The 22,257-nt window shown below is 65.4% G+C and carries 20 protein-coding genes; 17 read left to right on the top strand and 3 right to left on the bottom strand.

The window, feature by feature from the left end:
• Positions 1–16 precede the first annotated feature (16 nt).
• From E8F06_RS01605 to E8F06_RS01560, 10 genes are all read left to right on the top strand, one after another.
• Positions 17–2,536: a LuxR C-terminal-related transcriptional regulator gene (locus tag E8F06_RS01605; protein WP_280363558.1), complete on the top strand. Its 2,520-nt coding sequence runs from the start codon at positions 17–19 to the stop codon at positions 2,534–2,536.
• A gap of 691 nt (positions 2,537–3,227) precedes the next feature.
• Positions 3,228–4,388, top strand: a complete 1,161-nt coding sequence (locus E8F06_RS01600) for a Re/Si-specific NAD(P)(+) transhydrogenase subunit alpha (protein ID WP_280363557.1) — start codon at positions 3,228–3,230, stop codon at positions 4,386–4,388.
• A gap of 11 nt (positions 4,389–4,399) precedes the next feature.
• Complete coding sequence (locus E8F06_RS01595; protein WP_044405771.1) at positions 4,400–4,714, top strand: NAD(P) transhydrogenase subunit alpha; 315 nt, start codon at positions 4,400–4,402, stop codon at positions 4,712–4,714.
• Between the two features lie 2 nt (positions 4,715–4,716).
• Positions 4,717–6,153 carry an NAD(P)(+) transhydrogenase (Re/Si-specific) subunit beta gene (locus E8F06_RS01590; RefSeq protein ID WP_280363555.1) on the top strand — a complete coding sequence of 479 codons (1,437 nt, stop codon included), beginning with the start codon at positions 4,717–4,719 and terminating at the stop codon, positions 6,151–6,153.
• A gap of 315 nt (positions 6,154–6,468) precedes the next feature.
• On the top strand, positions 6,469–7,962 hold the full coding sequence (locus tag E8F06_RS01585) for an acetyl-CoA hydrolase/transferase family protein (RefSeq protein WP_280363553.1): 1,494 nt from the start codon (positions 6,469–6,471) through the stop codon (positions 7,960–7,962).
• A 329-nt stretch (positions 7,963–8,291) separates the two neighbouring features.
• Positions 8,292–8,507, top strand: a complete 216-nt coding sequence (locus tag E8F06_RS01580; RefSeq protein ID WP_069081447.1) for a DUF1127 domain-containing protein — start codon at positions 8,292–8,294, stop codon at positions 8,505–8,507.
• 342 nt (positions 8,508–8,849) lie between these two features.
• Positions 8,850–9,065 (top strand): DUF1127 domain-containing protein, encoded by a 216-nt coding sequence (locus E8F06_RS01575; protein WP_280363551.1) that lies wholly within the window; start codon positions 8,850–8,852, stop codon positions 9,063–9,065.
• 180 nt (positions 9,066–9,245) lie between these two features.
• A complete protein-coding gene (locus E8F06_RS01570) occupies positions 9,246–9,563 on the top strand; it encodes a DUF2388 domain-containing protein (RefSeq protein WP_280363549.1) in 318 nt (105 codons plus the stop codon).
• A 166-nt stretch (positions 9,564–9,729) separates the two neighbouring features.
• Positions 9,730–10,050 carry a DUF2388 domain-containing protein gene (locus tag E8F06_RS01565; RefSeq protein WP_190828864.1) on the top strand — a complete coding sequence of 107 codons (321 nt, stop codon included), beginning with the start codon at positions 9,730–9,732 and terminating at the stop codon, positions 10,048–10,050.
• Positions 10,051–10,096: 46 nt separating this feature from the next.
• On the top strand, positions 10,097–12,028 hold the full coding sequence (locus tag E8F06_RS01560; protein ID WP_280363571.1) for a DUF4105 domain-containing protein: 1,932 nt from the start codon (positions 10,097–10,099) through the stop codon (positions 12,026–12,028).
• A gap of 191 nt (positions 12,029–12,219) precedes the next feature.
• Here the strand turns inward: E8F06_RS01560 and E8F06_RS01555 are convergent, their stop codons facing one another.
• The gene (locus E8F06_RS01555; protein ID WP_280363545.1) at positions 12,220–12,621 is read right to left on the bottom strand and encodes a GFA family protein; all 402 of its coding nucleotides are present in this window, start codon (positions 12,619–12,621) and stop codon (positions 12,220–12,222) included.
• 88 nt (positions 12,622–12,709) lie between these two features.
• Between E8F06_RS01555 and E8F06_RS01550 the strand changes: the two genes are divergently transcribed.
• The 6 genes from E8F06_RS01550 to E8F06_RS01525 all read left to right on the top strand — a co-directional run bounded on the left by E8F06_RS01550 (position 12,710) and on the right by E8F06_RS01525 (position 19,655).
• On the top strand, positions 12,710–13,630 hold the full coding sequence (locus tag E8F06_RS01550; RefSeq protein WP_280363568.1) for an AEC family transporter: 921 nt from the start codon (positions 12,710–12,712) through the stop codon (positions 13,628–13,630).
• Between the two features lie 260 nt (positions 13,631–13,890).
• Positions 13,891–15,198: a CitMHS family transporter gene (locus E8F06_RS01545; RefSeq protein WP_280363543.1), complete on the top strand. Its 1,308-nt coding sequence runs from the start codon at positions 13,891–13,893 to the stop codon at positions 15,196–15,198.
• Positions 15,199–15,301: 103 nt separating this feature from the next.
• Complete coding sequence (locus E8F06_RS01540; RefSeq protein WP_280363540.1) at positions 15,302–16,060, top strand: TerC family protein; 759 nt, start codon at positions 15,302–15,304, stop codon at positions 16,058–16,060.
• A 209-nt stretch (positions 16,061–16,269) separates the two neighbouring features.
• A complete protein-coding gene (locus E8F06_RS01535) occupies positions 16,270–16,563 on the top strand; it encodes a phage infection protein (RefSeq protein ID WP_280363538.1) in 294 nt (97 codons plus the stop codon).
• Positions 16,564–16,901: 338 nt separating this feature from the next.
• Positions 16,902–18,590: a Na/Pi cotransporter family protein gene (locus E8F06_RS01530; protein WP_280363534.1), complete on the top strand. Its 1,689-nt coding sequence runs from the start codon at positions 16,902–16,904 to the stop codon at positions 18,588–18,590.
• 45 nt (positions 18,591–18,635) lie between these two features.
• Positions 18,636–19,655, top strand: a complete 1,020-nt coding sequence (locus E8F06_RS01525) for an AraC family transcriptional regulator (RefSeq protein ID WP_280363531.1) — start codon at positions 18,636–18,638, stop codon at positions 19,653–19,655.
• Positions 19,656–19,773: 118 nt separating this feature from the next.
• Here E8F06_RS01525 and E8F06_RS01520 read toward each other — a convergent pair whose 3' ends face one another.
• Both E8F06_RS01520 and E8F06_RS01515 read right to left on the bottom strand, forming a co-directional pair.
• On the bottom strand, positions 19,774–20,739 hold the full coding sequence (locus E8F06_RS01520) for an NAD-dependent epimerase/dehydratase family protein (protein WP_280363529.1): 966 nt from the start codon (positions 20,737–20,739) through the stop codon (positions 19,774–19,776).
• Complete coding sequence (locus tag E8F06_RS01515) at positions 20,727–21,641, bottom strand: bile acid:sodium symporter (protein WP_280363526.1); 915 nt, start codon at positions 21,639–21,641, stop codon at positions 20,727–20,729. Before E8F06_RS01515 ends, E8F06_RS01520 begins: the two co-directional genes overlap by 13 nt.
• Before the next feature lie 194 nt (positions 21,642–21,835).
• Between E8F06_RS01515 and E8F06_RS01510 the strand changes: the two genes are divergently transcribed.
• Positions 21,836–22,147 carry a hypothetical protein gene (locus tag E8F06_RS01510; RefSeq protein ID WP_280363524.1) on the top strand — a complete coding sequence of 104 codons (312 nt, stop codon included), beginning with the start codon at positions 21,836–21,838 and terminating at the stop codon, positions 22,145–22,147.
• Positions 22,148–22,257 lie beyond the last annotated feature (110 nt).

The raw sequence follows: 22,257 nt of genomic DNA, 5'->3' as shown, positions 1-22,257 counted from the left end.
CCGCGAGAACCGCCTCATGCCCCGTCACGGCCAGACACTGCACGTCCTTCCGTCTCGCCTGCCACGCCTGCCCCCGGCCCATGTCCCACGTCCGCGACTGGTCGAACGCCTCGCCGCCCAGGATGCCCAGCTTCGCCTGCTCTGCGCCCCGGCCGGCTTCGGCAAGAGCGTGCTGATCAACGAATTCCTCCGCGCCCAGGCCGAACCGGCACTGGTCATCTGGCTCAACCTCTCCGGCCAGGCGCTGACGCCGGAGCAACTGCTCGCGCAACTCGCCGCCGAACTGGCCGAGAACGTCCCTGCCCTGCCCACCACCCAAGCCCTGCAGCAGTTGCTGGCGCATCGCGGCGAACCGGTATGGCTGGTCCTGGATGATTACCCTGGCCATCCCCCCGCCGGTCTCGACGACTGTATCGACCAACTCCTGGCACGCGCCCTGCCCGACCTGCGCCTGCTGGTCAGCGTACGCCAGCGTCCGGCCTGGAACCTGCCGCGCCTGCTATTGGCCGGAGAACTGCTGGAACTGGACGCCACCCAGCTGGCTTTCGATCGCCAGCAGCACGAACAACTGGTGGAGCAACTGGCGCCGCGCACCAGTGCCGCCCTGCGCGAAGAGCTCTGGCAGGAAACCGAAGGCTGGTGCGCCGGCGTGCGCCTGCACCTCTCCGCCAAGGCGCCCACCAGCGCCAGTGGCAACCACTGTTGGCTCAGGGAATACCTGGACCACGAATTGCTCAACCGCCTGAGTCCTGAAGAAGCCAACTGCCTGTTCGCCCTGGCGCACCTGCCGAAGGTGTCGGCCGAGCTCTGCCAGCACCTCTGGGAAGAGAGCGATGGCGCCGGGCTTTTCGAGCGCCTGCTGGCGCGGCAGGCCTTCTGCATGCCGCTGGACGAACACGGCATCTGGTACCGCGTGCTGCCGGCCGTGGCCCGCGCCTTGCGCCACCGCATCAGCGAAGCCGCCGCCACCCGCCTGCACCTCAGCGCTTGCCGCATGTTCATCGCCGCCGGCCAAGTGGAGGACGCCATTGAGCAGGCCCTCTGTGCCGGCCAACCGGAAGCGGCGGCCAACTACCTGGAGCGTCTCGGCCAGGAATGGCTGACCGGCGAACAGCACCTGGCCCACCTCCTGGCCTGGCGCGCGCGCCTGCCCGCGGCCCTGCTGGAAAGCACTCCGCGCCTGCTCAGCCTGAATGCCTGGGGCCTGCTGATTTCCTGGCGTCTGGACGAAGCCGAAGCCTGCATCGCCAAGCTCGGCCATTTCCTGCCGCAACCGACGGCCCTGCGCAACCGCAAGCTGCTGGCCAACTGGCAGGCCCTGCACGGCGTGCTCACCGCGCTGCGAGGGCAGTCCGTCGCCAACACGCAGCTGCACTGCCGCGAGGCACTGGAGCACCTGCCCGAACACGACTGGATGCCCATCCTGTTCTGCTACTCCAGCCTGGCACGGGTGGCCATGGCCAGCGGCGCCCCCGAAGCGGCGCAGCCCCACCTGCACAAGGCGCTGGAGATCGCCCGTCGCCAGGGCAGCCTGCTGTTCGAAGTGCTGCTCAACCTGGACCGCATTCGCCTGCTCCTGCTGCGTGGTGAGTTCGGCCGGGCCCAGACCCTGCTGGAGCAGAGTTTCGCGCTGATCGGCAGACGCAAGCAGGTGGACAGCCTGATGCTTGGCCGTCTGCACCTGATCCAGGCGGAATTGCACCTGATCGCCGATCGCCCCGACGAGGCCGAACGTGCCCTGCGCACCGGCCTGGAACAGGCCCACGAATGCCTGGACCCTTTCGCCCTGCATGGTTTCCTCGGCCTGGCGGAACTCCGCGCCCGTCGTGGCCAATTCGACGAGGCCTACCAGGAACTGCGCGAGGCCGAGCGGCAGATGCACTGCCGCCAGGTCTGGCGCTACGCCTACAGCGGTGTGCTGAACCTGCAGGGCATGCGCGTGCTGGCCCGCCAGGGACGCTGGGAGCGCATCGAGCCGGTCGCCCTGCGCATCCAGCGCTACTTCGAGGGCGATTGCCGCTGGATGGCACCGCTGGACTACCCCACGCTCCCCCTGCGCAACCAGCTGCTGCTGGCTCGCGCGCAACTGGAATCCGGGCGCGCCGAAGAGGCCGAGGTCATGCTCCAGACACTGCTGGAGCACTGCCAGGCGCTACAGTTCGCGCCCCTGGCCTGCGAAGTGCAACTTGCCCTGGCCACCACCTGGCACGCCCTCGGTCGTGCCGAGGCCAGCCAGCTGCAACGCCAGGCCCTGGAACAGGCCGAGCGCCTGGGCATGCAATGCCTGCTGCGGGATTACCCGCGTTGCGACAGCGCCGGCTCGGTCGACAACGACCAGGGCAGCCTGCTCAGCCAGCGCGAACGTGCCGTCCTGCAATTGCTGGCCGAAGGCTTCTCCAACCAGGAAATCGGCGGCTACCTGTTCATTTCGGTGAACACGGTTAAAACCCACACGAAGAAGATCAACAGCAAGCTCGGCGTGAAACGCCGCACCCAGGCGGTGATGCGCGCCAAGACCCTGGGATTGCTGGTCTAGGGGCCTCAATCGGCAACGCGCCTTGCATCCCCCCGGCAGGGTGGAAATCCTTCCCGTGGTTTTCCACCCTGCGTACGCAACCGCCGGCAAAAGCCGGACACCCCCTCGTATCGCCTGCCCGAATTTCACCCGAGCGACATCGTCCGTTCCCATTACGGCACCCGCGACAAATTGGCGCAGCCCGCGAGGCGACTGGCTTGCACGCGAACTACCCTTCTTCTTGCCAATCGACTGAAATCGCAATCCTGACTCTGTAGTCAAACATTTTCAAAAGCTACAGAACGCCCATTTTCCGCAGCCTTATGGCAACTATTAAAAAGTCTTACTAACAGTGCGCCAGCCATTAACGGCAGGATGTCACGTACCCAAAGCCTGTACTGGCGCTGCTTTGATGGATAGTCATTCAGCCTGGGGATGGAGACCGGCACCGGATTCCTTGGTGAAGGCTGGCCTCCACCAGTGGTGACGGGGTCTGGAACGGAAGCCAGGGACAGCAAGTCTAATCGTGACTTGTAGTTATTGTGTCGTTTTACTCCAGAACTGCTTGAAGCAGTTGAGGTTCCGATTGCAGAATGCCGCGCCACCAGGTTTCGGCTGTTGCGATACCAGGCTGTTGAAAGGCGGATCCGCCTCGCCAGAGCACCATCCGCAGTGCACTGGTTCACCAGATCGATCACGCAGGAGATTTGAAGTGCACATCGGTGTTCCTCTCGAAAGCCATGCTGGCGAGACGCGGGTAGCCGCGACGCCCGAAACCATCAAGAAGCTCGTGAGCCAAGGCCACCGGGTGACGGTCCAAAGCGGTGCCGGCGTCAGCGCCAGCATTCCGGACAGCGCTTATGAAGCCGTTGGTGCCGTCATCGGCAACGACGCCGCCGCCTTCGGTGCCGACCTGGTGCTGAAAGTGATTGCCCCGACCGAAGGCGAACTGGCCCACATGCGTGCCGGCGCCGTGCTGGTGGGCATGCTCAACCCCTTCAGCAACGAGACCATCGCGCGCATGAACGCTCGCGGCGTCACCGCCTTCGCCCTCGAAGCGGCGCCGCGCACCTCTCGCGCCCAGAGCCTCGACGTGCTGTCGTCCCAGGCCAACATCGCCGGCTACAAGGCCGTGCTGCTGGCGGCTCACCACTACCCGCGCTTCATGCCGATGCTGATGACCGCCGCCGGCACCGTTAAGGCCGCGCGCATCCTCATCCTCGGTGCCGGCGTAGCGGGCCTGCAGGCCATCGCCACGGCCAAGCGCCTGGGTGCGGTGATCGAGGCTTCCGACGTGCGCCCGGCGGTGAAGGAGCAGATCGAATCCCTCGGCGCCAAGTTCGTCGACGTGCCGTTCGAGACCGATGAAGAGCGCGAATGCGCCCAAGGCGTTGGCGGTTACGCCCGTCCGATGCCGGCCTCGTGGATGGAGCGTCAGGCCAAGGCCGTGCACGAGCGCGCCAAGCAGTCCGACATCGTCATCACCACCGCGCTGATCCCGGGCCGCAAGGCACCGACCCTGCTGCACGAGGCCACCGTTGCCGAAATGAAGCCGGGCTCCGTGGTCATCGACCTGGCCGCTGCCCAGGGCGGTAACTGCCCGCTGACCGAAGCCGACCAGGTAGTGGTCAAGCACGGCGTGACCATCGTCGGCCACAGCAACCTGGCCGCCATGGTGCCGGCGGACGCCTCCGCCCTCTATGCGCGCAACCTGCTGGATTTCCTCAAGCTGATCATCGACAAGGACGGCCAGCTCAACGTCAACCTCGAAGACGACATCGTCGCCGCATGCCTGATGTGCCGCGACGGCAATGTCGTGCGTAGCAACGGCGCTCCCGCCGGGACCGCTGCTCCGCAAAAAGTAAACGCATAAGGATAGAGACCATGGACCTTATTTCCGACGGCATCTACAACCTGATCATCTTCGTGCTGGCCATCTACGTCGGCTACCACGTGGTGTGGAACGTCACCCCGGCCCTGCACACCCCGCTGATGGCGGTGACCAACGCCATCTCGGCGATCGTGATCGTCGGCGCCATGCTGGCCGCCGCCCTCACCGTCACCCCGCTGGGCAAAGCCATGGGCACCCTGGCGGTGGCACTGGCCGCGGTGAACGTCTTCGGTGGCTTCCTGGTCACCCGTCGCATGCTGGAAATGTTCAAGAAGAAAGCGCCGAAAGCGGCTGCGGAGAAACACTGACCATGAGCATGAACCTGATCACTGTTCTCTACCTCGTCGCCTCGGTGTGCTTCATCCAGGCGCTCAAGGGCCTGTCGCACCCGACTTCGTCGCGTCGCGGCAACCTGTTCGGCATGGTCGGCATGGCCATCGCCGTGCTCACCACCATCGGCCTCATCTATAAACTGGGCGCGGACCTCGCCACCCAGGGTATCGGCTACGTGATCGTCGGCCTGCTGGTCGGCGGTACCGCTGGTTCGATCATGGCCAAGCGCGTCGAGATGACCAAGATGCCGGAGCTGGTCGCCTTCATGCACAGCATGATCGGCCTTGCCGCGGTGTTCATCGCCATCGCCGCCGTCGTCGAGCCGCAATCCCTGGGTATCGTTGCCACCCTCGGTGACGCCATCCCGGCCGGTAACCGCCTGGAGTTGTTCCTCGGCGCGGCCATCGGTGCCGTTACCTTCTCCGGCTCGGTCATCGCCTTCGGCAAGCTGTCCGGCAAGTACAAGTTCCGTCTGTTCCAGGGTGCCCCGGTGCAGTTCGCCGGCCAGCACAAGCTGAACCTGCTGGTCGGCCTGGCGATCATCGGCCTGGGCCTGTACTTCACCCTCACCGGCAACATCGCAGCCTTCGCCCTGCTGGTGGCGCTGGCCTTCGTCATCGGCGTGCTGATCATCATCCCGATCGGTGGCGCCGACATGCCGGTGGTGGTGTCCATGCTGAACAGCTACTCGGGCTGGGCGGCGGCCGGTATCGGCTTCTCGCTGAACAACTCGATGCTGATCATCGCGGGCTCCCTGGTGGGCTCCTCGGGTGCGATCCTCTCCTACATCATGTGCAAGGCGATGAACCGCTCCTTCTTCAACGTCATCCTCGGCGGCTTCGGTGCCGAAGCGGATGCCGGTGCAGCGAGTGGTAGCAAGGAGCAGCGTCCGGTGAAGTCCGGTTCGTCCGACGACGCGGCCTTCCTGCTGACCAACGCCGACAGCGTGATCATCGTCCCCGGCTACGGCCTGGCGGTGGCCCGTGCCCAGCACGCGCTGATGGAGCTGTCCGAGAAGCTGATCCACCGTGGCGTGAACGTGAAGTACGCGATCCACCCGGTTGCCGGTCGTATGCCGGGCCACATGAACGTCCTGCTGGCCGAGGCCGAAGTGCCCTACGAGCAGGTGTTCGAGATGGAAGACATCAACTCCGAGTTCGGTCAGGCCGACGTGGTGCTGGTGCTCGGCGCGAACGACGTGGTCAACCCGGCCGCGAAGAACGATCCGAAGTCGCCCATCGCCGGCATGCCGATCCTGGAAGCCTTCAAGGCCAAGACCATCATCGTGAACAAGCGCTCGATGGCCAGCGGCTACGCCGGCCTGGACAACGAACTGTTCTACATGGACAAGACCATGATGGTGTTCGGCGACGCCAAGAAGGTGATCGAGGACATGGTCAAGGCTGTCGACTAAGCCCTGTCCCGCGATACCAAAAACCCCGGCCTGGTGCCGGGGTTTTTCTTTTTGGGGACGGTTTTTTCTTTGCTTTCCCTGTAGGGGCGAATTCATTCGCCAAGGGCTGCGCAGCGGCCCCAAATAGAGTGCAGATGGCAGACCTTCGGCCTGCTTGGCGATTGAAATCGCCCCTACAGGTAATCCTCCCCGCCGAGCCAATAACCGACAAAAGGCCCCAAATAGAGCCATTTCTTCGACCTTGGTATAGAAGTCGGGCGCCCCGCCAGCCCCTAGACTGCGCGGCTCCTACCCCGTTGTCCGAGGTTTTTCCCCATGTACTCTGATCGCGTGCGCCTGTCCTCCCTGCTGGACAAGGTGATGAGTGCGGCCGAGGCCGCTGCCCTGATCGAAGACGGCATGACCGTTGGCATGAGCGGCTTCACCCGCGCCGGTGAGGCCAAGGCCGTGCCCCAGGCACTGGCCGCGCGCGCCAAGGAGCAGCCGCTGCAGATCAGCCTCATGACCGGCGCGAGCCTCGGCAACGACCTCGACAAGCAACTTACCGAGGCCGGCGTACTGGCGCGCCGCATGCCCTTCCAGGTGGACAGCACCCTGCGCAAGGCAATCAACGCGGGCGAGGTGATGTTCATCGATCAGCACCTGTCGGAAACCGTCGAGCAGCTGCGCAACCACCAGCTCAAGCTTCCAGACATCGCGGTGATCGAAGCCGTGGCCATCACTGAGGAAGGCCACATCGTGCCGACCACGTCCGTGGGCAACTCCGCCAGCTTCGCGATTTTCGCCAAGCGCGTGATCGTCGAGATCAACCTGGCGCACAACCCCAATCTGGAAGGCCTGCACGACATCTATATCCCGACCTATCGGCCGACCCGCACACCGATCCCGCTGACCCGCGTGGACGACCGCATCGGTGGCACCGCCATCCCGATCGACCCGGCCAAGATCGCTGCCATCGTCATCACCGACCAGCCGGACTCCCTGTCCACCGTGCTGCCGCCGGACGACGAGACCCAGGCCATCGCCGACCACCTGATCGACTTCTTCAAGCGTGAAGTGGAAGCCGGGCGCATGAGCAACAGCCTCGCGCCGCTGCAGGCCGGTATCGGCAGCATCGCCAACGCGGTGATGTGCGGCCTGATCGAGTCGCCCTTCCAGGACCTCAGCATGTACTCCGAGGTGCTGCAGGACTCCACCTTCGACCTGATCGACGCGGGCAAGCTGAGCTTCGCCTCGGGCAGCTCCATCACCCTGTCCGCCCGTCGCAACAGCGACGTCTTCGGCAACCTCGAGCGCTACAAGGACAAGCTGGTCCTGCGCCCGCAGGAAATCTCCAACCACCCCGAAGTGGTGCGTCGCCTGGGGATCATCGGCATCAACACCGCCCTGGAGTTCGATATCTACGGCAACGTCAATTCCACCCACGTGGGCGGGACGAAAATGATGAACGGCATCGGCGGCTCCGGCGACTTCGCCCGCAACGCCCACCTGGCCATCTTCGTCACCAAGTCCATCGCCAAGGCCGGCGCCATTTCCAGCGTGGTGCCCATGGTCAGCCATGTGGACCACACCGAGCACGACGTGGACATCCTGGTCACCGAACAAGGCCTGGCCGACCTTCGCGGCCTGGCACCGCGCGAGCGCGCCCGGGCGATCATCGACAACTGTGTGCACCCGGATTACCGCCACGAACTGCTGGACTACTTCGAGCGTGCCTGCGCCAAGGGCGGCCATACCCCGCACCTGCTGCGCGAAGCCATGTCCTGGCATATCAATCTGGAAGAAACCGGTCGGATGCTGGCCAACTGATCCGGTCGGAGCAAAACAGTTATGGGCTTGTAACCATTGATTCTGACGGCGCGACCTAAAAACAGTTTCTGAAAATTCAGAACTGTACTGTTCAAAAACCCTGCTGTTCGTTATTTGCACAGAGAAAACTGTGGTTTCCCGTTGAATTACGAGTGATTCAACGGGGCACCCATACAGTTGTGCAATTTTTCAGCAAAACAGTTGATAAGCATGCTAATAAAGGCCGGCACAATTTAGAGCAACTGTGACTACAGAGGCGGCTGTTCCGGGTCCATCATAGGCACCAGTTGATAACCAAGCCCCGCCACAAGCGGGAAGGACCTGCCGCCATGGAACGTACCCTCAGTTCCGACCTGATTTTCGAAAGTGCCGAACAATCCCCGAAATCTTCTTGGGCCCTGCGCACTGTTTCCACCCTGCTGCTGTGGCAGCGCCGCATCGCCAGCCGTCATCAACTGGCCATGCTGGACCATCGCCTGCTGGCCGACGCTGGCATCAGCGAAGCACAGCGCGAAGCCGAACTGAACAAGCCCTTCTGGCGCTAAGCAGTTCGCCGGGCCTAGAGGCCCGAATGCAACACCCCAGACAGAACCCGTCGCCGCCCGCGACGGGTTTCGTCGTTTCTGGGGCCCGGAAATTTCCGACGACGCAAGAGCGAACTGTAGGGTGCGCTGCGCGCACCGAAATTCCCGGACTTACCGGTGCGCGCGGCGCACCCTACGACGCAGCCCCAACACAGCTGCACTGGATCAGACCGATACAGTTTCCAAGAAAACGAATCTGCTACAGCACAATTCACCCTCGCTGTGACTGCACAGCTTTTCAGCAGAACGAGATCATGGCCTCCCATAACCAATCCCCGCGTTGCTGCGGGAAGGAAAAGCGCCATGGACCGCACCCTTACTGCCTCTGCCACTGCCCAGTTCGAATCCAGCCGCCTGCGCACCCACTGGTACCTGCGCCTGTTCGCCACCCTGGCCCAATGGCAGCGTAATGCCCGCACGCGGCACCAGCTCGCACAGCTGGACGCCCGCGCCCTGGCCGATGTGGGTATCAGTCCGAGCGAGCGCTACCAGGAGCTGGAGCGTCCCTTCTGGCGTTGAGTGCCGATGTGCGGCCCGCGCGTCGGACGCATTGAGGCGAACCCATCACCTCGCCGACGCGCAGTCGCCATTCATAGGCGCTTAGCCAGTACTGGCCTGGAACCTCCATTTTGACTAGGCTTTCCTCCCAGCCGGTGGCATTTATCACGCCGCCGTCCCGGTCAGTAAAAGGAGCCCCTCATGACCTCTATTCGCCTGCTCAGCGCGGCCGCCCTGCTGGCGCTCGCCACCAGCGCCTCGGCCACCAGCTTCGTGGTTACCACTGACGCTGTGGTCAACGCCGTTGCGGCCACCTCGGATGCCACCTCCGATGTGACCTCTTCCTTCGATGACGACAAGATTGTGCTCGCCGCCCGTGACGACGCCGCCAGCTTCGTCGCCAGTGCCGGCGACATCCGTGGCGCCCAACTGGAAGCCGCGTTCAAGCACATCCGCAGCGCCCAACCGCAACTGGCGGCCAGCGACCTGCAACTGGCCCAGGCCATCCTCGCCCTCTGACGGCACCCTCCGGGCCGCGCCAGTCGCGGCCCAACAGGCTGCACACCGCGTGCCGCCTGGCTCTCGTCCGCCCATTCCGCTAACCTTCGCGCCCTGCGCCCGAGACTGAGAACTGCCGACGGGCAATTCCGTCCAATGCCTTAGAAATTTCCAACGGAGAGCTTCCATGCGCCGCTCGCTGTCTGTCGCAGCCATCGCCCTTTCCCTCGTTGCCGGTGCCGCCCAGGCCCAGACCCTGGTGGCGACCAGCAACATCATCGTCCGCGCGCTGGATCGCACCCTCGACTTCACCTCCGACACCACCACCTCGATCCGCGACATGAAGGTCGTCGTGGCTGCCCGTGACGACGCCGCCAGCTTCGTCGCCAGCGCCGGCGAGATCCGTGGCGCCCAGCTGGAAGCCGCGTTCGCCGCCCTGCGCGAACAGTTCCCGCAAGCCCGCGAGGCCAGCGACCTGGCCCTGGCGGAAACCATCGTCGCCCTCTGACCCTCACGAGCATCAGCCCCTGAACATCTGGTTTCGCCGAATCTGCCTGGGCGGTCTGTTACTGGCAGGCAGCGCCCAGGCCGAGTTGCGCCTGGCACTGGATGACGAAGGGCTGACCGCAGCCCAGCGTCAGGCCAGCCAGCAATTGCTGGACGAGGCCCTTGCGGCCCTGCCGCCGACCTTCATCCAGCGCCTGGATCGGGAAGTGGAAGTGAGCTGGAGCGATGACCTGCCGGAGAACGGCTACGGTCGTGCCACCCGCTTCGATGCCCTGGTGCTCAATCGAAACCTGCTGGCGAGCCTCACCGACGGCAGCGCGGCGACCCAGAAGACCAATCGCGTGCACGGCACGGTGCGTCGCGAACTGCTCGCCACCGTGCTCCACGAACTGACCCACCTCTACGACCGCGCGCGCCTCTGGTCCGCCGCCGAGAAGACGCAACAGTTCCGCTGCCGCAACCAGGCTGGCAGCAACGGCCTGGTGGGTCTGCCCGGCGACTGCCGCGGGCAGACCGAACGCCGTTTCACCCTGAGCGACGACCCGCGCCTGCTCGACCTCGCCGGCTGGCCGCAGTACGTCGGCAAGCGCGGCCAGCGCGAGCAGGACAACCACCAGGTGGCGCGCAGCCCGGATATCTACGAGCTGTCGAACCCCCGCGAATTCGTCGCGGTGAACATGGAGTACTTCCTCCTCGACCCGACCTATGGCTGCCGTCGTCCGGCGCTCTACCGCTACTACCGCGAACACTTCGGCTGGGCGCCGGAACGGCAGGGCACCTGCAATGACGGTTACGCCTATCTCAACGCCGGTCGCGACTTCGGCAAGCAGCCCCTGGGCAAGCTCGACCCCGAGCGCGTCTACGAGGTGGATTACCTGTTCGCCGAAGCCAACCAGAACTGGGTGAGCCGCTGGGGCCACAGCATGCTGCGCCTGGTGATCTGCGCTCCGGGCCGCCCGCGCGGGCCGGACTGCCGCCTCGACCTCGACCAGCACCTGGTGCTGTCCTACCGCGCCTTCGTCGGCGACGTACAGCTCTCAAGCTGGGACGGCCTCACGGGTGCCTATCCGTCGCGCCTGTTCGTGCTGCCGCTGCACCAGGTGATCGAGGAATACACCAAGGTCGAGCTGCGCAGCCTGGCTTCGGTGCCGCTCAAGCTCAGCCGAGAGGAAGTGGAAACCCTGGTGGAACACGCCGCCGAGATGCACTGGAGCTACGACGGCGACTACTGGTTCCTCTCCAACAACTGCGCCGTGGAAACGCTCAAGCTATTGCGCAGCGGCACCGACCACCCGGCCCTGCGCGACCTCGATAGCATCATGCCCAACGGCCTCCTGAAGCTGCTGGAAGGCCGCGGCGTGGCCGACCCCGCGCCCCTGGAAGATCCCAAGGAAGCCCTGCGTCTGGGCTATCGCTTCGACTCCTTCCGCGACCGTTACCAGGCCATGTTCAAGATCCTCCGCGAGCGCCTGAACGTGCCGCAGGAACAAGTGGAAGACTGGCTGGAACTGCCCGCCGAACAACGCCGCCCCTGGTTCGACAAGGCTGACCTGCGCGCCAGCGCCGCCCTGCTCCTGCTGGAACAAGCCGCCCAGCGTCGCCAGCTGTTGCTGGCCCAGGACGAGCTCAAGCGAAACTACCTCAACTCCCGCGAACAGGCCGGGCAGACCCGTTTCGCCAAGGCCGGCGGCACCCTGGAACAGATGCTCGCCAACAGCGGTTTCCTCAGCCGCCCGGCGGAAATGCTGCAAGGCGGCTACGGCCTGCCGCAAAGCGCCGAGTGGCAACGCCTGGAAGCCGAAAGCAGCAGCCGCCAGCAGACCATGCGCAAGCTCAACGACGACCTCGACCGCGAAGTCCGCAGCTTGCTGGAACCCCAGCGCATGGCCGAGCTGAATGCCACCGAAGCCAACCTCAAGGCCATTGGCACGCACCTGCGCCAGTTGCACAAGCAGTCCGGCGGGTTGGTCCTTCCGTAAAGCACGCCATGTGCTCTCCGTAGGTTGGTGCAGAGCGAAGCGAAGCCCAACGATTCCGCACTCGGGGCCGTTGGGTTTCGCGGAGCTCTACCCAATCTACGAAAGGCCCGCCAGTGCGTAGGGTGCGCCATGCGCACCGGCACCCCGTGCGGAGATTTCGGTGCGCGCAGCGCACCCTACGCGGTCCCGACTCACAGCTGCTCCTCATCCTCCTCCGGCAACTGCGGGTCCAGGTGCAGCCATGGCAGGCGGCTCTTCACCCAGATATGCCGGTCCGGCGGAGCGGTTTCGGGCCGGTCCAGGGTGGCCACCGTCAGGTCCAGGGTGTCCGGGGCAAGCTGGGTGAAGAACGCCAACTGGCTGCCGCAGTTCGCGCAGAAGTAGCGGATGCAATTGGCGGACGAGGCGTATTCGGCCGGCGTGCCGGCGGTCCAGCGGAAGCTCGCCAGGGGTACCGTGGCCCAGGTGGTGACGATGCCGCCGGTGGTCCGCCGACAGATCGAGCAATGGCAGTGGGCAACATCGGTCAAGGGCGCCTCGACGGTGTAGCGCAGCTGCCCACAGTGGCAGCCGCCGGTGTGCAGTTCGGTCATGGCAGTCTCCGTTCGCTGGGTCCTGAATAACGCTAGCAGGCGGTTGCGCAGGGCCGTCGGCATACCGAAGATGAAGGCTTCCCGCTGACTGGATGTCGCTGTGCTCACCCTCTTCCAGGCCCTCTGGCCCCTCTTCGCCCTGATCATCGGCGGCTACCTGCTGCGCCGCTGGGACTTCCCCGGCGAAGCCTTCTGGCCCGCCGCCGAGCGCCTGAACTACTTCATCCTGTTCCCCGCCCTGCTCTTCAGCAGCCTGGCCACCGCACCGCTGCACAACCCGGCGCTACCCCGCCTGGCCCTGGCGGTGTTCCTGGGCCTCGGCATCGGCTGGGCCGCCCTGCTGCTCGCACGACGCCTGCTGAACTGGCCGGCCGCGCGCTTCGGCGCCATCACCCAGGGCATCCTGCGCTTCAACACCTACCTGGGCCTGGCCGCCATCGGCAGCCTCTTTGGCACGGATGGCCTGGCCATTGCGGCGCTGATGCTGGCCCTGATGGTGCCGACGGTGAACCTGATGTCGGTCTGGGCCCTGACCGCCGAGCGCGGCGTAAACCTGCGCGGCCTGCTGCTGCCGGTGGCGAAGAACCCGCTGATCCTCGCCTGCCTGGCCGGCGCCCTGGTCAACCTGGCCGGCATCGGCCTGCCCGGCGGCACCGACCGCCTGCTCAACCTGCTGGCAGTGGCCAGCCTGCCGCTGGGCCTGCTCTGCGTCGGCGCCGCGCTACGTCCCCAGGAACTGGCTGGCGAGGTTCCAGCCCTCGCCTGGAACTGCGCCCTGCGCCTGCTGGCCATGCCCGCCCTCGCCTTTCTGGTCGCCCGCGTGCTCGGCCTGCCGGCCATGGAAAGCAGCATCCTGGTGCTGTTCTTCGCCCTGCCCACCGCGCCCACGGCCTATGTGCTGACCCGCCAGCTCGGCGGCGACAGCCACCTGATGGCCGGCATCATCACCCTGCAGACCCTGCTCGCCGCCGGAAGCCTGCTGCTGGTGATGCGCACGCTGGCCATCTGAAGCCATGGCGGCCTGGCGCCGTTCGTCGACAAATAGCCACGTAATCGGCACCGATCACCGCCGAAAGCTGGCTGAAAGGTTGCGGGCTTAGCATCCGCCCCACTACCGGCACCAGACCGGTAACCCGAAAACAACAAGATTGGTGATCGACATGCTCTGCTCCCGCTGCCTGCCCGGCACTCCTCCGCCCGTCCTCCGCACGCCTTCGGCCCCGCGCTGATTTCCTCCCGCCCCACCCGAATCACGTCCGGAGAACCGCCATGCTGACTCTGCTCGGCTTCGCCATGGTCATCTGCTTCATGTACCTGATCATGACCAAGCGCCTGTCTGCCCTGATCGCCCTGATCATCGTCCCCATCGTCTTCGCCCTGATCGGCGGCTTCGCCGCGGGTATCGGCCCGATGATGCTGGAAGGCATCGGCAAGCTCGCCCCCACCGGCGTGATGCTGATGTTCGCCATCCTCTACTTCGCCCTGATGATCGACTCCGGCCTGTTCGACCCGGCCGTGCGCAAGATCCTCAAGCTGGTGAAAGGTGACCCGCTGAAAGTCTCGATGGGCACGGCCGCCCTGGCGCTGATCGTCTCCCTCGACGGTGACGGCGCCACCACCTACATGATCTGCGTTGCCGCCCTGCTGCCGCTTTACAGCCGCCTGGGCATGAGCCCGCTGATCATGGCCGGGCTGATCATCCTCGCCGGCGGCATCATGAACATGACCCCCTGGGGCGGCCCTACCGCCCGCGCCGCGAGCGCCCTGCACGTGGACCCGTCGGACATCTTCGTACCGATGATTCCGGCCATGATCGTCGGCGCCATCGCCCTGTTCGGCCTCGCCTGGGCCTACGGCAAACGCGAGCGCGCCCGCCTCGGCGTGCTGCACCTGCCGGATGACCAGATCAATCACGACGAAATCAGCGTGTCGCAGTACCCGGAGGCCCGCCGTCCCAAGCTGCTGTGGGTGAACGGCGCGCTGACCGCCGCCCTGATGGTGACCCTGATCGCCGGGCTGCTGCCGCTGCCGGTGCTGTTCATGATCGCCTTCAGCCTGGCCATGATCATCAACTACCCCTGCCTGCAGCAGCAGAAGGAACGGGTCGCGGCCCATGCCGGCAACGTGCTGGCGGTGGTCGGCCTGATCTTCGCCGCGGGCATTTTCACCGGAATCCTGTCCGGCACCGGCATGGTGGAAGCCATGTCCAAGAGCCTGCTGGCGGTCATCCCGCCGTCCATGGGTCCTTACATGGCAGTGATCACCGCGGTCGTGAGCATGCCGTTCACCTTCTTCATGTCCAACGACGCTTTTTATTACGGCGTGTTACCGGTTCTGGCCGAGGCTGCGAGCCATTACGGCATCAGTCCGGTGGAGATGGCGCGGGCGTCTATCGTAGGCCAGCCGGTGCATCTGCTGAGCCCGCTGGTACCCTCCACCTACCTGCTGGTGGGCCTGGCCAAAGTGGAGTTCGGCGACCACCAGCGCTTCACGTTGAAGTGGGCGGTGATGATTTGTCTGTGTATCCTCGTCGCCGCCTTGCTGCTGGGTGTGTTCCCGCTCTTCGGATCACACTGACAGTCGCTAACTGACATTCGCTCAAGCCGGAAACTGCGTAAGCTCTTTCCGGCTTGTTCGTGTTCCATCCCTAGACCAAGAAACTTGTGAGGATCAACGCATCATGGAATGGCTGACCAGCCCGGAAATCTGGGTCGCCTTCTTCACCCTGACCGCCCTGGAAATCGTCCTCGGCATCGACAACATCATCATGATCGCCATCCTCGTGGGCCGCATGCCGCCGCACATGCAGGCGCGCACCCGCTTCTTCGGCCTGGCGCTGGCGATGATCACCCGCATCCTGCTGCTGCTCTCCATCACCTGGATCATGCGGCTCACCAACGACCTGTTCGAACTGTTCGGCCAGGGCATCTCCGGCCGTGACCTGATCCTCTTCTTCGGCGGCCTGTTCCTGCTGTGGAAGAGCACCACCGAGATGTACCACAGCCTGGAAGGCGAAGATGAGTCCGAAGCAGCGTCCGACGGCGCGGCGCGCAACTTCATCGGCACCATCATCCAGATCGCCATCATCGACATCGTGTTCTCGCTGGACTCGGTGATCACCGCCGTCGGCATGGTTTCCCATGTGCCGGTGATGGTCGCTGCGATCATCGTCGCCGTACTGGTGATGATGCTGGCCGCCGGCACCATCAGCGACTTCATCGACAAGCACCCGAGCCTGAAGATGCTGGCCCTGGCCTTCCTGGTAGTGGTCGGTACCGTGCTGATCGCCGAGTCCTTCGAAGTCCACGTACCGAAGGGTTATGTCTACTTCGCCATGGCCTTCTCCCTGGCCGTGGAGGCGCTCAACATCCGCATGCGCATCGCTCGCGGTCGCAAGGAAGACCCGGTGAAACTGCGCAAGGACATTCCTGGGCAGTAAGCCGAAGCAATGAAGAACGGGGCCGAATGGCCCCGTTTTTTATTTGGGCGCAAGCACCGGAGCACGCCAACTCATTGATTCGAAAGGCCCGGCACTCACATCAACAGCGTTGATGTTCTCTATGCCGAGTGATCACTTTTTAATCAGAACCCTATCCGTAACATGGGCTCCAGAAGAAGTTTCCTCCCCCCTGCACGGAGCCAAAGATCATGAAAACCCAAGCCTTCGCTGCCCTGTTCATCGCCGCCCTGAGCACTTCCGCCTTTGCCCTGCCGGCCGCCTACCAGCCGGTGCTGGGTGAAGCGAAGGAAGGCACCACCCTCCAGGTCATCGACCCGGTTGCCGCCGAAGGCAGCTTCATGGTCCTGGACCGCGTGGCTGAAGGTGGTTCCGACCGCACCGGCGCCAACCGCGTCGCCGAAAGCGGTGCCGACCGTACCGGTGCCAACCGCATCGCCGAAGGCGGTGCCGACCGTCTGCTGCAAGCCCAGCGCATCAGCTGATCGCAGCCTGCAAAACCTCAAAGCCCGGCGGATGCCGGGCTTTTTGTTTGTGGGTAGGGTGCGCCGGACGACCGTCGCCCCAGCACGCGCCACGGGATCGGGAAAACCCATGCGGAAACCACCTCAGCTTTTTGCGCCAACTTATTGATCGGCAACGAGCACAAACCCAAGAGACGGGCTTTACTTGTCAGCAGGTGAAGAAAAAGTCAGGCACGCAGCGGTAATCAGTCAGGGCCGGGACGGTCCAACGATGACAATCTTGTTGCAACTCGCCTGCCTGGGCCGCTGTTCTCCCGCCCACGGATACAGCGGCCTTCGAGATCGCCAGGAGGGCCACCATGCTGACCTTGCTCAATCTCCTCTCGGCCGTCGCCCTGCTCATCTGGGGCACGCACATCGTGCGAACGGGCATTCTTCGCGTGTACGGCTCCAACCTGCGCCGCCTGCTCAGCCGCAGCGTACGCCGCCGGCCCCTGGCCTTCGCCTCGGGTATCGGCGTCACCGCCCTGGTGCAAAGCAGCAACGCCACCGCACTGCTGGTCAGCTCCTTCGTCGCCCAGGGCCTGATGCTGCTGGCGCCGGCGCTGGCGATCATGCTCGGCGCCGACGTCGGCACGGCGCTGATGGCCCGGGTGCTCACCCTCGACCTGTCCTGGCTGTCGCCGCTGTTGATCTTCTTCGGGGTGATCTTCTTTCTCTCCCGCAAGCAGACCCGCCTGGGGCAGTTGGGGCGCGTCGGCATCGGCCTGGGGCTGATCATCCTCGCCCTGCAGCTGATCATCGCCGCCGCCGAACCCATCACCACCGCCAAGGGGGTGAAGGTGCTGTTCTCCTCGCTGACCGGCGACGTGCTGCTGGACGCCCTGACCGGCGCGCTGTTCGCCATGGTCTCGTACTCCAGCCTGGCGGCCGTGCTGCTCACCGCCACGCTGGCGGCCTCCAAGGTGATTTCCCTCAAGGTGGCGCTCTGCCTGGTGATCGGCGCCAACCTCGGCAGCGGCGTCCTCGCCCTGCTCAGCAGCACCCTGCAGAACCCGGCCGGGCGCCGCGTGGCCCTTGGCAGCCTGCTGTTCAAGCTGGCCGGCTGCATCCTGGTGCTGCCTCTGGTAGGGCCGCTGGCGAACTGGATCGACAACTGGCCGATCTCCACCGCCGAACTGGTGATCGCCTTCCACCTGCTCTACAACAGCGTGCGCTGCACCCTCTGCCTGCCGCTGACGGTGCCGATGGCGCGCTTCTGCGACTGGCTGCTGCCAGACCGCCCGCAGCCCGACGATGTGGCCAAGCCGCGCCACCTCGACCCCGCCGACCTGGAAACCCCCAGCCTGGCGCTGGCCAACGCCGTGCGCGAGACCCTGCGCATGGGCGATATCGTCGAGCAGATGCTGAACAACCTGCTGCACCTGCTGCGCGGCGGCGACCCGCTGCTGGGCAAGGACATCCACCGCCTCGACGACGACATCGACGCCCTCTACACCGCCATCAAGCTCTACCTGGCGCGCATGCCCCGCGAGGACCTGGGTGAGCGCGACAGCCGGCGCTGGGCGGAAATCATCGAGCTGACCATCAACCTGGAGCAGGCCGGGGACATCATCGAGCGCATGCTCGACGACGTGCAGAGCAAGAACAACGCCCAGGGCAGGGCCTTCTCCGATGAGGGCCTGGGAGAGATCGTCAGTCTCCACGACCAGTTGGTGGAGAACCTGCACCTGGCCCTCTCGGTGTTCCTCAATGGCGACCTGGAAAACGCCAAGCGCCTGCGCCGCGCCAAGCAGCGCTTTCGCATCCTCGAACGGCGCTTTGCCCACGCCCACGTCTCGCGGCTGCACCAGCAGGTGGTGCAGAGCATCGAGACCAGCGCCCTGCACCTGGGCCTGATCGGTGACATGAAGCGTCTCAACTCGCTGTTCTGTGCCATCGCCTACGCGGTGCTGGATAACCCGGACGCCCCCGATGTGGTGGAGGACGAGCACGTGTCTGTCGCGCCCTCACGCTTCTTCGAGCCGGAGATCGGCTCACATCGCTGAACCGCACTCTTCACAGCGTGCGGGCCGCTTGGGCAGAATCCGGGCATGACGCCTCATGACCCTTCCAGCGCCTCGGTCAGCGCCAGTCTGACCCAGGCCGTCCTGCACGCAGCCACCCAGCTCGGCCTCGCCCGAGATGAACTGCTGCGCGCCAGCAGCCTTGATGAAAGCCGCCTCGCCGACCCGGACGCGCGCATCCCCTTCAGCACCCAGGAAGCGCTCTGGGGAACCATCCACAGCCGCCTGGCGCATCCCGAACCGGGCCTCGCCATCGGCCGCGCCCTGGCGCCCGGACAGTTCAGTGTGCTCGGCTACCTGCTGCAAAGCAGCCCGACCCTGGGCGAAGCCCTGGAGGCCGAGCTGCGCTACCAGCGGCTGGTGGGCGAGGGCGGCAGCCTGGCCCTGGAAGTGCGCGGCGATGAACTCTGGACCCTGTACCGCCCGCTGCACCCGACGCTGCCGGCGACCCGTGCGCGGGTGCTGGCGCTGATGGCGTTCTGGCTGGAGCTGATGCGTCCGCTGCTGGCGGACCTGCGTCTGCTCAAGGCCTGCTTCGTGCACGCCGCGCCCGCGGATACCAGCCTCTACCAGCAGTGTTTCGCCTGCCCATTGCAGTTCGAGGCTGAGGATTACGCCCTGGTGCTGCCCATGGCCTTGCGCACGGCGCCGCTGAAGCAGTCCAACCCGCCGCTGCAGGCGGTGCTGCGCCAGCACGCCGAAGCGCTGCTGGCGCGCCTGCCCAGCGAAGGATTGCGGGCGCGGGTCGTCGCGCTGCTCGGCGCCCAGCTGGCCCGTGGCGAACCCGATCGCGGCGCCCTGGCTACGGCCCTCGGCATCAGCGAACGGACCTTGCAACGGCGTCTGGCGGAAGAAGACAGTAGCTATCAGCAATTGCTCAACGACACCCGCCGCCACCTGGCCGAGCGCCATCTGGAGGAGGGCCGCCTGCCGATTGCCGATATCGCCGTGCTGCTGGGTTATTCCGAGCCCAGCGTGTTCTTCCGCGCCTTCCGCCAGTGGACCGGGCTGACGCCGGGGGAGTACCGGCAGCAGCATCGGGATTGAGCTTCTCTTGCTCTTCGTAGGGGCGAATTCATTCGCCAAGCAGCCCGAAGGGCGGCCCTGAGGATAAACAGGGGGACGCTGCGCATCCCTTGGCGAATGAATTCGCCCCTACAAGGATTCAGCTCAGCTTCGACGCTATTCCACGCGCTTTGAGAAACGCCAGGAACGCCTCACGGCTCGAATACTGCGGCCGATAGCCGAACTCGTCCTTCAGGCGGCGGTTGTCCAGCACCGGGCGGTAACGCAGGAAGTCCAATTGTTCCGGGCCGTACTGGGTCAGGCCCAAGGGCTTGAGCAGGGCCAGGGCGGCACGCAGCAAGCCCGCAGGCAGTGGTCGATAGGGCTTGCCGAGGATGCCGGCGATCTCGGCCATGCTCAGCGCGCCGTCGCCGGCCAGGTTGTAGATGCCTTCGGCGCCGCGCTCCAGGCCTTCGCGGATGATCGCCACCACGTCCTGGTCCCAGATGAACACGAAGCGGCTGTCATGCCCCTTGATGCCCAGCACCGAGCGCTTCTGGAACAGTTCGGTGATCTGGTTATTCACCTGCTCGCCCAGGATGGTGCCGGGGCGCAGCACCAGCTGACGCAGTTGCGGATGACGCTTGCGCGCGTCGGCCAGCAGCAGTTCCACCTCGCGCTTGTGCCGGGCGTAGGCGAAGCGTTCATGGCCGCGCAGCGGGTGCTGCTCGTCAATCCACTCGGCGTTCTCCGGGTAATAGCCGTAGGCAGCGCCCGAGCTGGTAACGATCAGTTGACTGACGCCCTCGGCAACTGCCGCATCCAGCACAGCGCGGGTGCCGCCGACGTCGATGGCGTGCAGGCGTGCCTCACTCATGCCCCGTGGCGGGGTCACCACGGAGGCCAGGTGCACGATGGCGTCGGGCTTCCAGCGCTGAACACAAGTGGCCACTTCGCGGGGCAAGCTGATGTCCAGCGACACCGGTTCGATATTGGCTTTGAGCCCCTGATGGCTCAGCGGGCGGATGTCCGCGGCCACCAGGGTCCAGTCCGGGTGGCGCAGGGCCAGGTCGCGCAGCAGTTGCTGGCCGATGAAGCCGGCAGCGCCGGTGATCAGGACGCGCACGAGAGTTCCTCCTTGCCGCGCGGCGGATTGCGCCGCCAGACAGCCACCAGCACCAGGCCGGAAACGATGTGCCAGAGCCCCCAGAAGCCGGCCACCAGGGCCATGTCCACCTGGCCGCCGAACTGGGTGAGGATCAGCCCCAGGGCCAGCCCGGAGTTCTGCATGCCGACCTCGATGGTCAGGGCGCGGCGGTCCGCATCGGCGAGCCCGGCCAGGCGCGACGCGCTCCAGCCCAGCAGCAGAGCGCCGGCGTTGTGTCCAACCACCACCAGCAGCACCAGCCCGGCGTTGGCCACCAGCAGTTGCCAGTTGCCCGCTGCCGCCACCACCAGGAAGAGGCCGAAGGCAAGCAGCGAGAAGCGCTTGAACCAGGGCAGCACGCGGGCGCTGAAGGCCGGCGCCAGGTTGCCCGCCGCCATGCCGGCCAGCAGTGGCAGTACTAGCAGCACCGCCAGGCCGCCGATGATGCCGCTGGCGTCCACGTCCAGGCTGCTCATCTGCCCATGCAGGAAGGCGGCGGTGTCCGGGTTGAGGCTGGCGGTGGCGGCAAAGTTCAGCGGGAGGCTGAGGATCGCCAGCAGGCTCGACAGGCTGGTGACGCTCACCGACAACGCCGTATTGCCCCGTGCCAGGTGGGTGATGACGTTGGACAGGTTGCCGCCGGGGCAGGCGGCCACCAGCAGCATGCCCAGCTCAAGGCCGGGGCGCAGGTCGAGGAAGAGGGTGGCCACGAAGGTCAGCCAGGGCAGCAGCAGGCACTGGCAGAGCAGCCCGAGCAGTGCCGGCAGGGGCCGTCGCAGGACCAGGAGGAAGTGGGCCAGGCGCAGCTCCAGCGCCACGCCGAAGATCAGCGCGGCGAGCACCAGCCCGAGTATCAGTTGCTGACTACTGTCGTAGTTCATCGATGGGTTCTCTTGTTGTTCTTCTGTCGCCGCTCGCGGGCGCAAGGCCAGAGCAGCTTAGTCGTCCGCCCCGGGAGCGACAGTGGCCGACATCGCCAGCGCGAGTGGCCAATCGCGACAACTGATGCGGATCAATATTTGTCCACAGGCACGCGGATAAAGTCGATGGCCAATTGATATCAGACTAATCCGCCATGCCCCGCATCCTCCCACCCCTGTTGCTGATCAGCGATGACCGTGTGCTCGCCGACCAGGCGCGCCAGCTGCTGACGTACAACGCCCTGGAGTGCACCGTGCTGACCACCAGCAGCGACTGCTCGAAGGCCCCGCTGTGCCGCTGGCTGAAGGACGCGCCGCTGAACCATGCCGGTCGTGTGCATGCCCTGCTGGGCGAGGCGGTGGAGGTACTGGACCGCACCCGCCACGCCTTCCGTTCCAGTGAGCTGGGCCGCCTGCGCAAACGACTCGAACAGGCACTGGGGGAGTTGCCGCCTCCCGACGACTGAGGTAAAAACGGGGCCGCAAGGTTCCGCCAATGCGGAAGCCGGCTTTGCCGGGCAGGACGCAAGGGGCCTGCAAGACAAAGCGCCGTGATCGGCATCTCCTCCGGGGGATG

Source organism: Pseudomonas sp. BN411, assembly GCF_029871235.1.
Classification (GTDB): domain Bacteria; phylum Pseudomonadota; class Gammaproteobacteria; order Pseudomonadales; family Pseudomonadaceae; genus Metapseudomonas.
The sequence above is the reverse complement of the archived record's forward strand: the minus strand, read 5'-3'. Positions and strand labels throughout refer to the sequence as shown.

What these genes read in the sequence shown, in the direction of transcription:
- E8F06_RS01605 (WP_280363558.1), top strand. Translation starts at nt 17, where the DNA reads ATGCCCCGTCACGGCCAGACACTGCACGTCCTTCCGTCTCGCCTGCCA.
- E8F06_RS01595 (WP_044405771.1), top strand. Translation starts at nt 4,400, where the DNA reads ATGGACCTTATTTCCGACGGCATCTACAACCTGATCATCTTCGTGCTG.
- E8F06_RS01590 (WP_280363555.1), top strand. Translation starts at nt 4,717, where the DNA reads ATGAGCATGAACCTGATCACTGTTCTCTACCTCGTCGCCTCGGTGTGC.
- E8F06_RS01585 (WP_280363553.1), top strand. Translation starts at nt 6,469, where the DNA reads ATGTACTCTGATCGCGTGCGCCTGTCCTCCCTGCTGGACAAGGTGATG.
- E8F06_RS01580 (WP_069081447.1), top strand. Translation starts at nt 8,292, where the DNA reads ATGGAACGTACCCTCAGTTCCGACCTGATTTTCGAAAGTGCCGAACAA.
- E8F06_RS01575 (WP_280363551.1), top strand. Translation starts at nt 8,850, where the DNA reads ATGGACCGCACCCTTACTGCCTCTGCCACTGCCCAGTTCGAATCCAGC.
- E8F06_RS01570 (WP_280363549.1), top strand. Translation starts at nt 9,246, where the DNA reads ATGACCTCTATTCGCCTGCTCAGCGCGGCCGCCCTGCTGGCGCTCGCC.
- E8F06_RS01565 (WP_190828864.1), top strand. Translation starts at nt 9,730, where the DNA reads ATGCGCCGCTCGCTGTCTGTCGCAGCCATCGCCCTTTCCCTCGTTGCC.
- E8F06_RS01555 (WP_280363545.1), bottom strand. Translation starts at nt 12,621, where the DNA reads ATGACCGAACTGCACACCGGCGGCTGCCACTGTGGGCAGCTGCGCTAC.
- E8F06_RS01545 (WP_280363543.1), top strand. Translation starts at nt 13,891, where the DNA reads ATGCTGACTCTGCTCGGCTTCGCCATGGTCATCTGCTTCATGTACCTG.
- E8F06_RS01540 (WP_280363540.1), top strand. Translation starts at nt 15,302, where the DNA reads ATGGAATGGCTGACCAGCCCGGAAATCTGGGTCGCCTTCTTCACCCTG.
- E8F06_RS01535 (WP_280363538.1), top strand. Translation starts at nt 16,270, where the DNA reads ATGAAAACCCAAGCCTTCGCTGCCCTGTTCATCGCCGCCCTGAGCACT.
- E8F06_RS01530 (WP_280363534.1), top strand. Translation starts at nt 16,902, where the DNA reads ATGCTGACCTTGCTCAATCTCCTCTCGGCCGTCGCCCTGCTCATCTGG.
- E8F06_RS01525 (WP_280363531.1), top strand. Translation starts at nt 18,636, where the DNA reads ATGACGCCTCATGACCCTTCCAGCGCCTCGGTCAGCGCCAGTCTGACC.
- E8F06_RS01515 (WP_280363526.1), bottom strand. Translation starts at nt 21,641, where the DNA reads ATGAACTACGACAGTAGTCAGCAACTGATACTCGGGCTGGTGCTCGCC.
- E8F06_RS01510 (WP_280363524.1), top strand. Translation starts at nt 21,836, where the DNA reads ATGCCCCGCATCCTCCCACCCCTGTTGCTGATCAGCGATGACCGTGTG.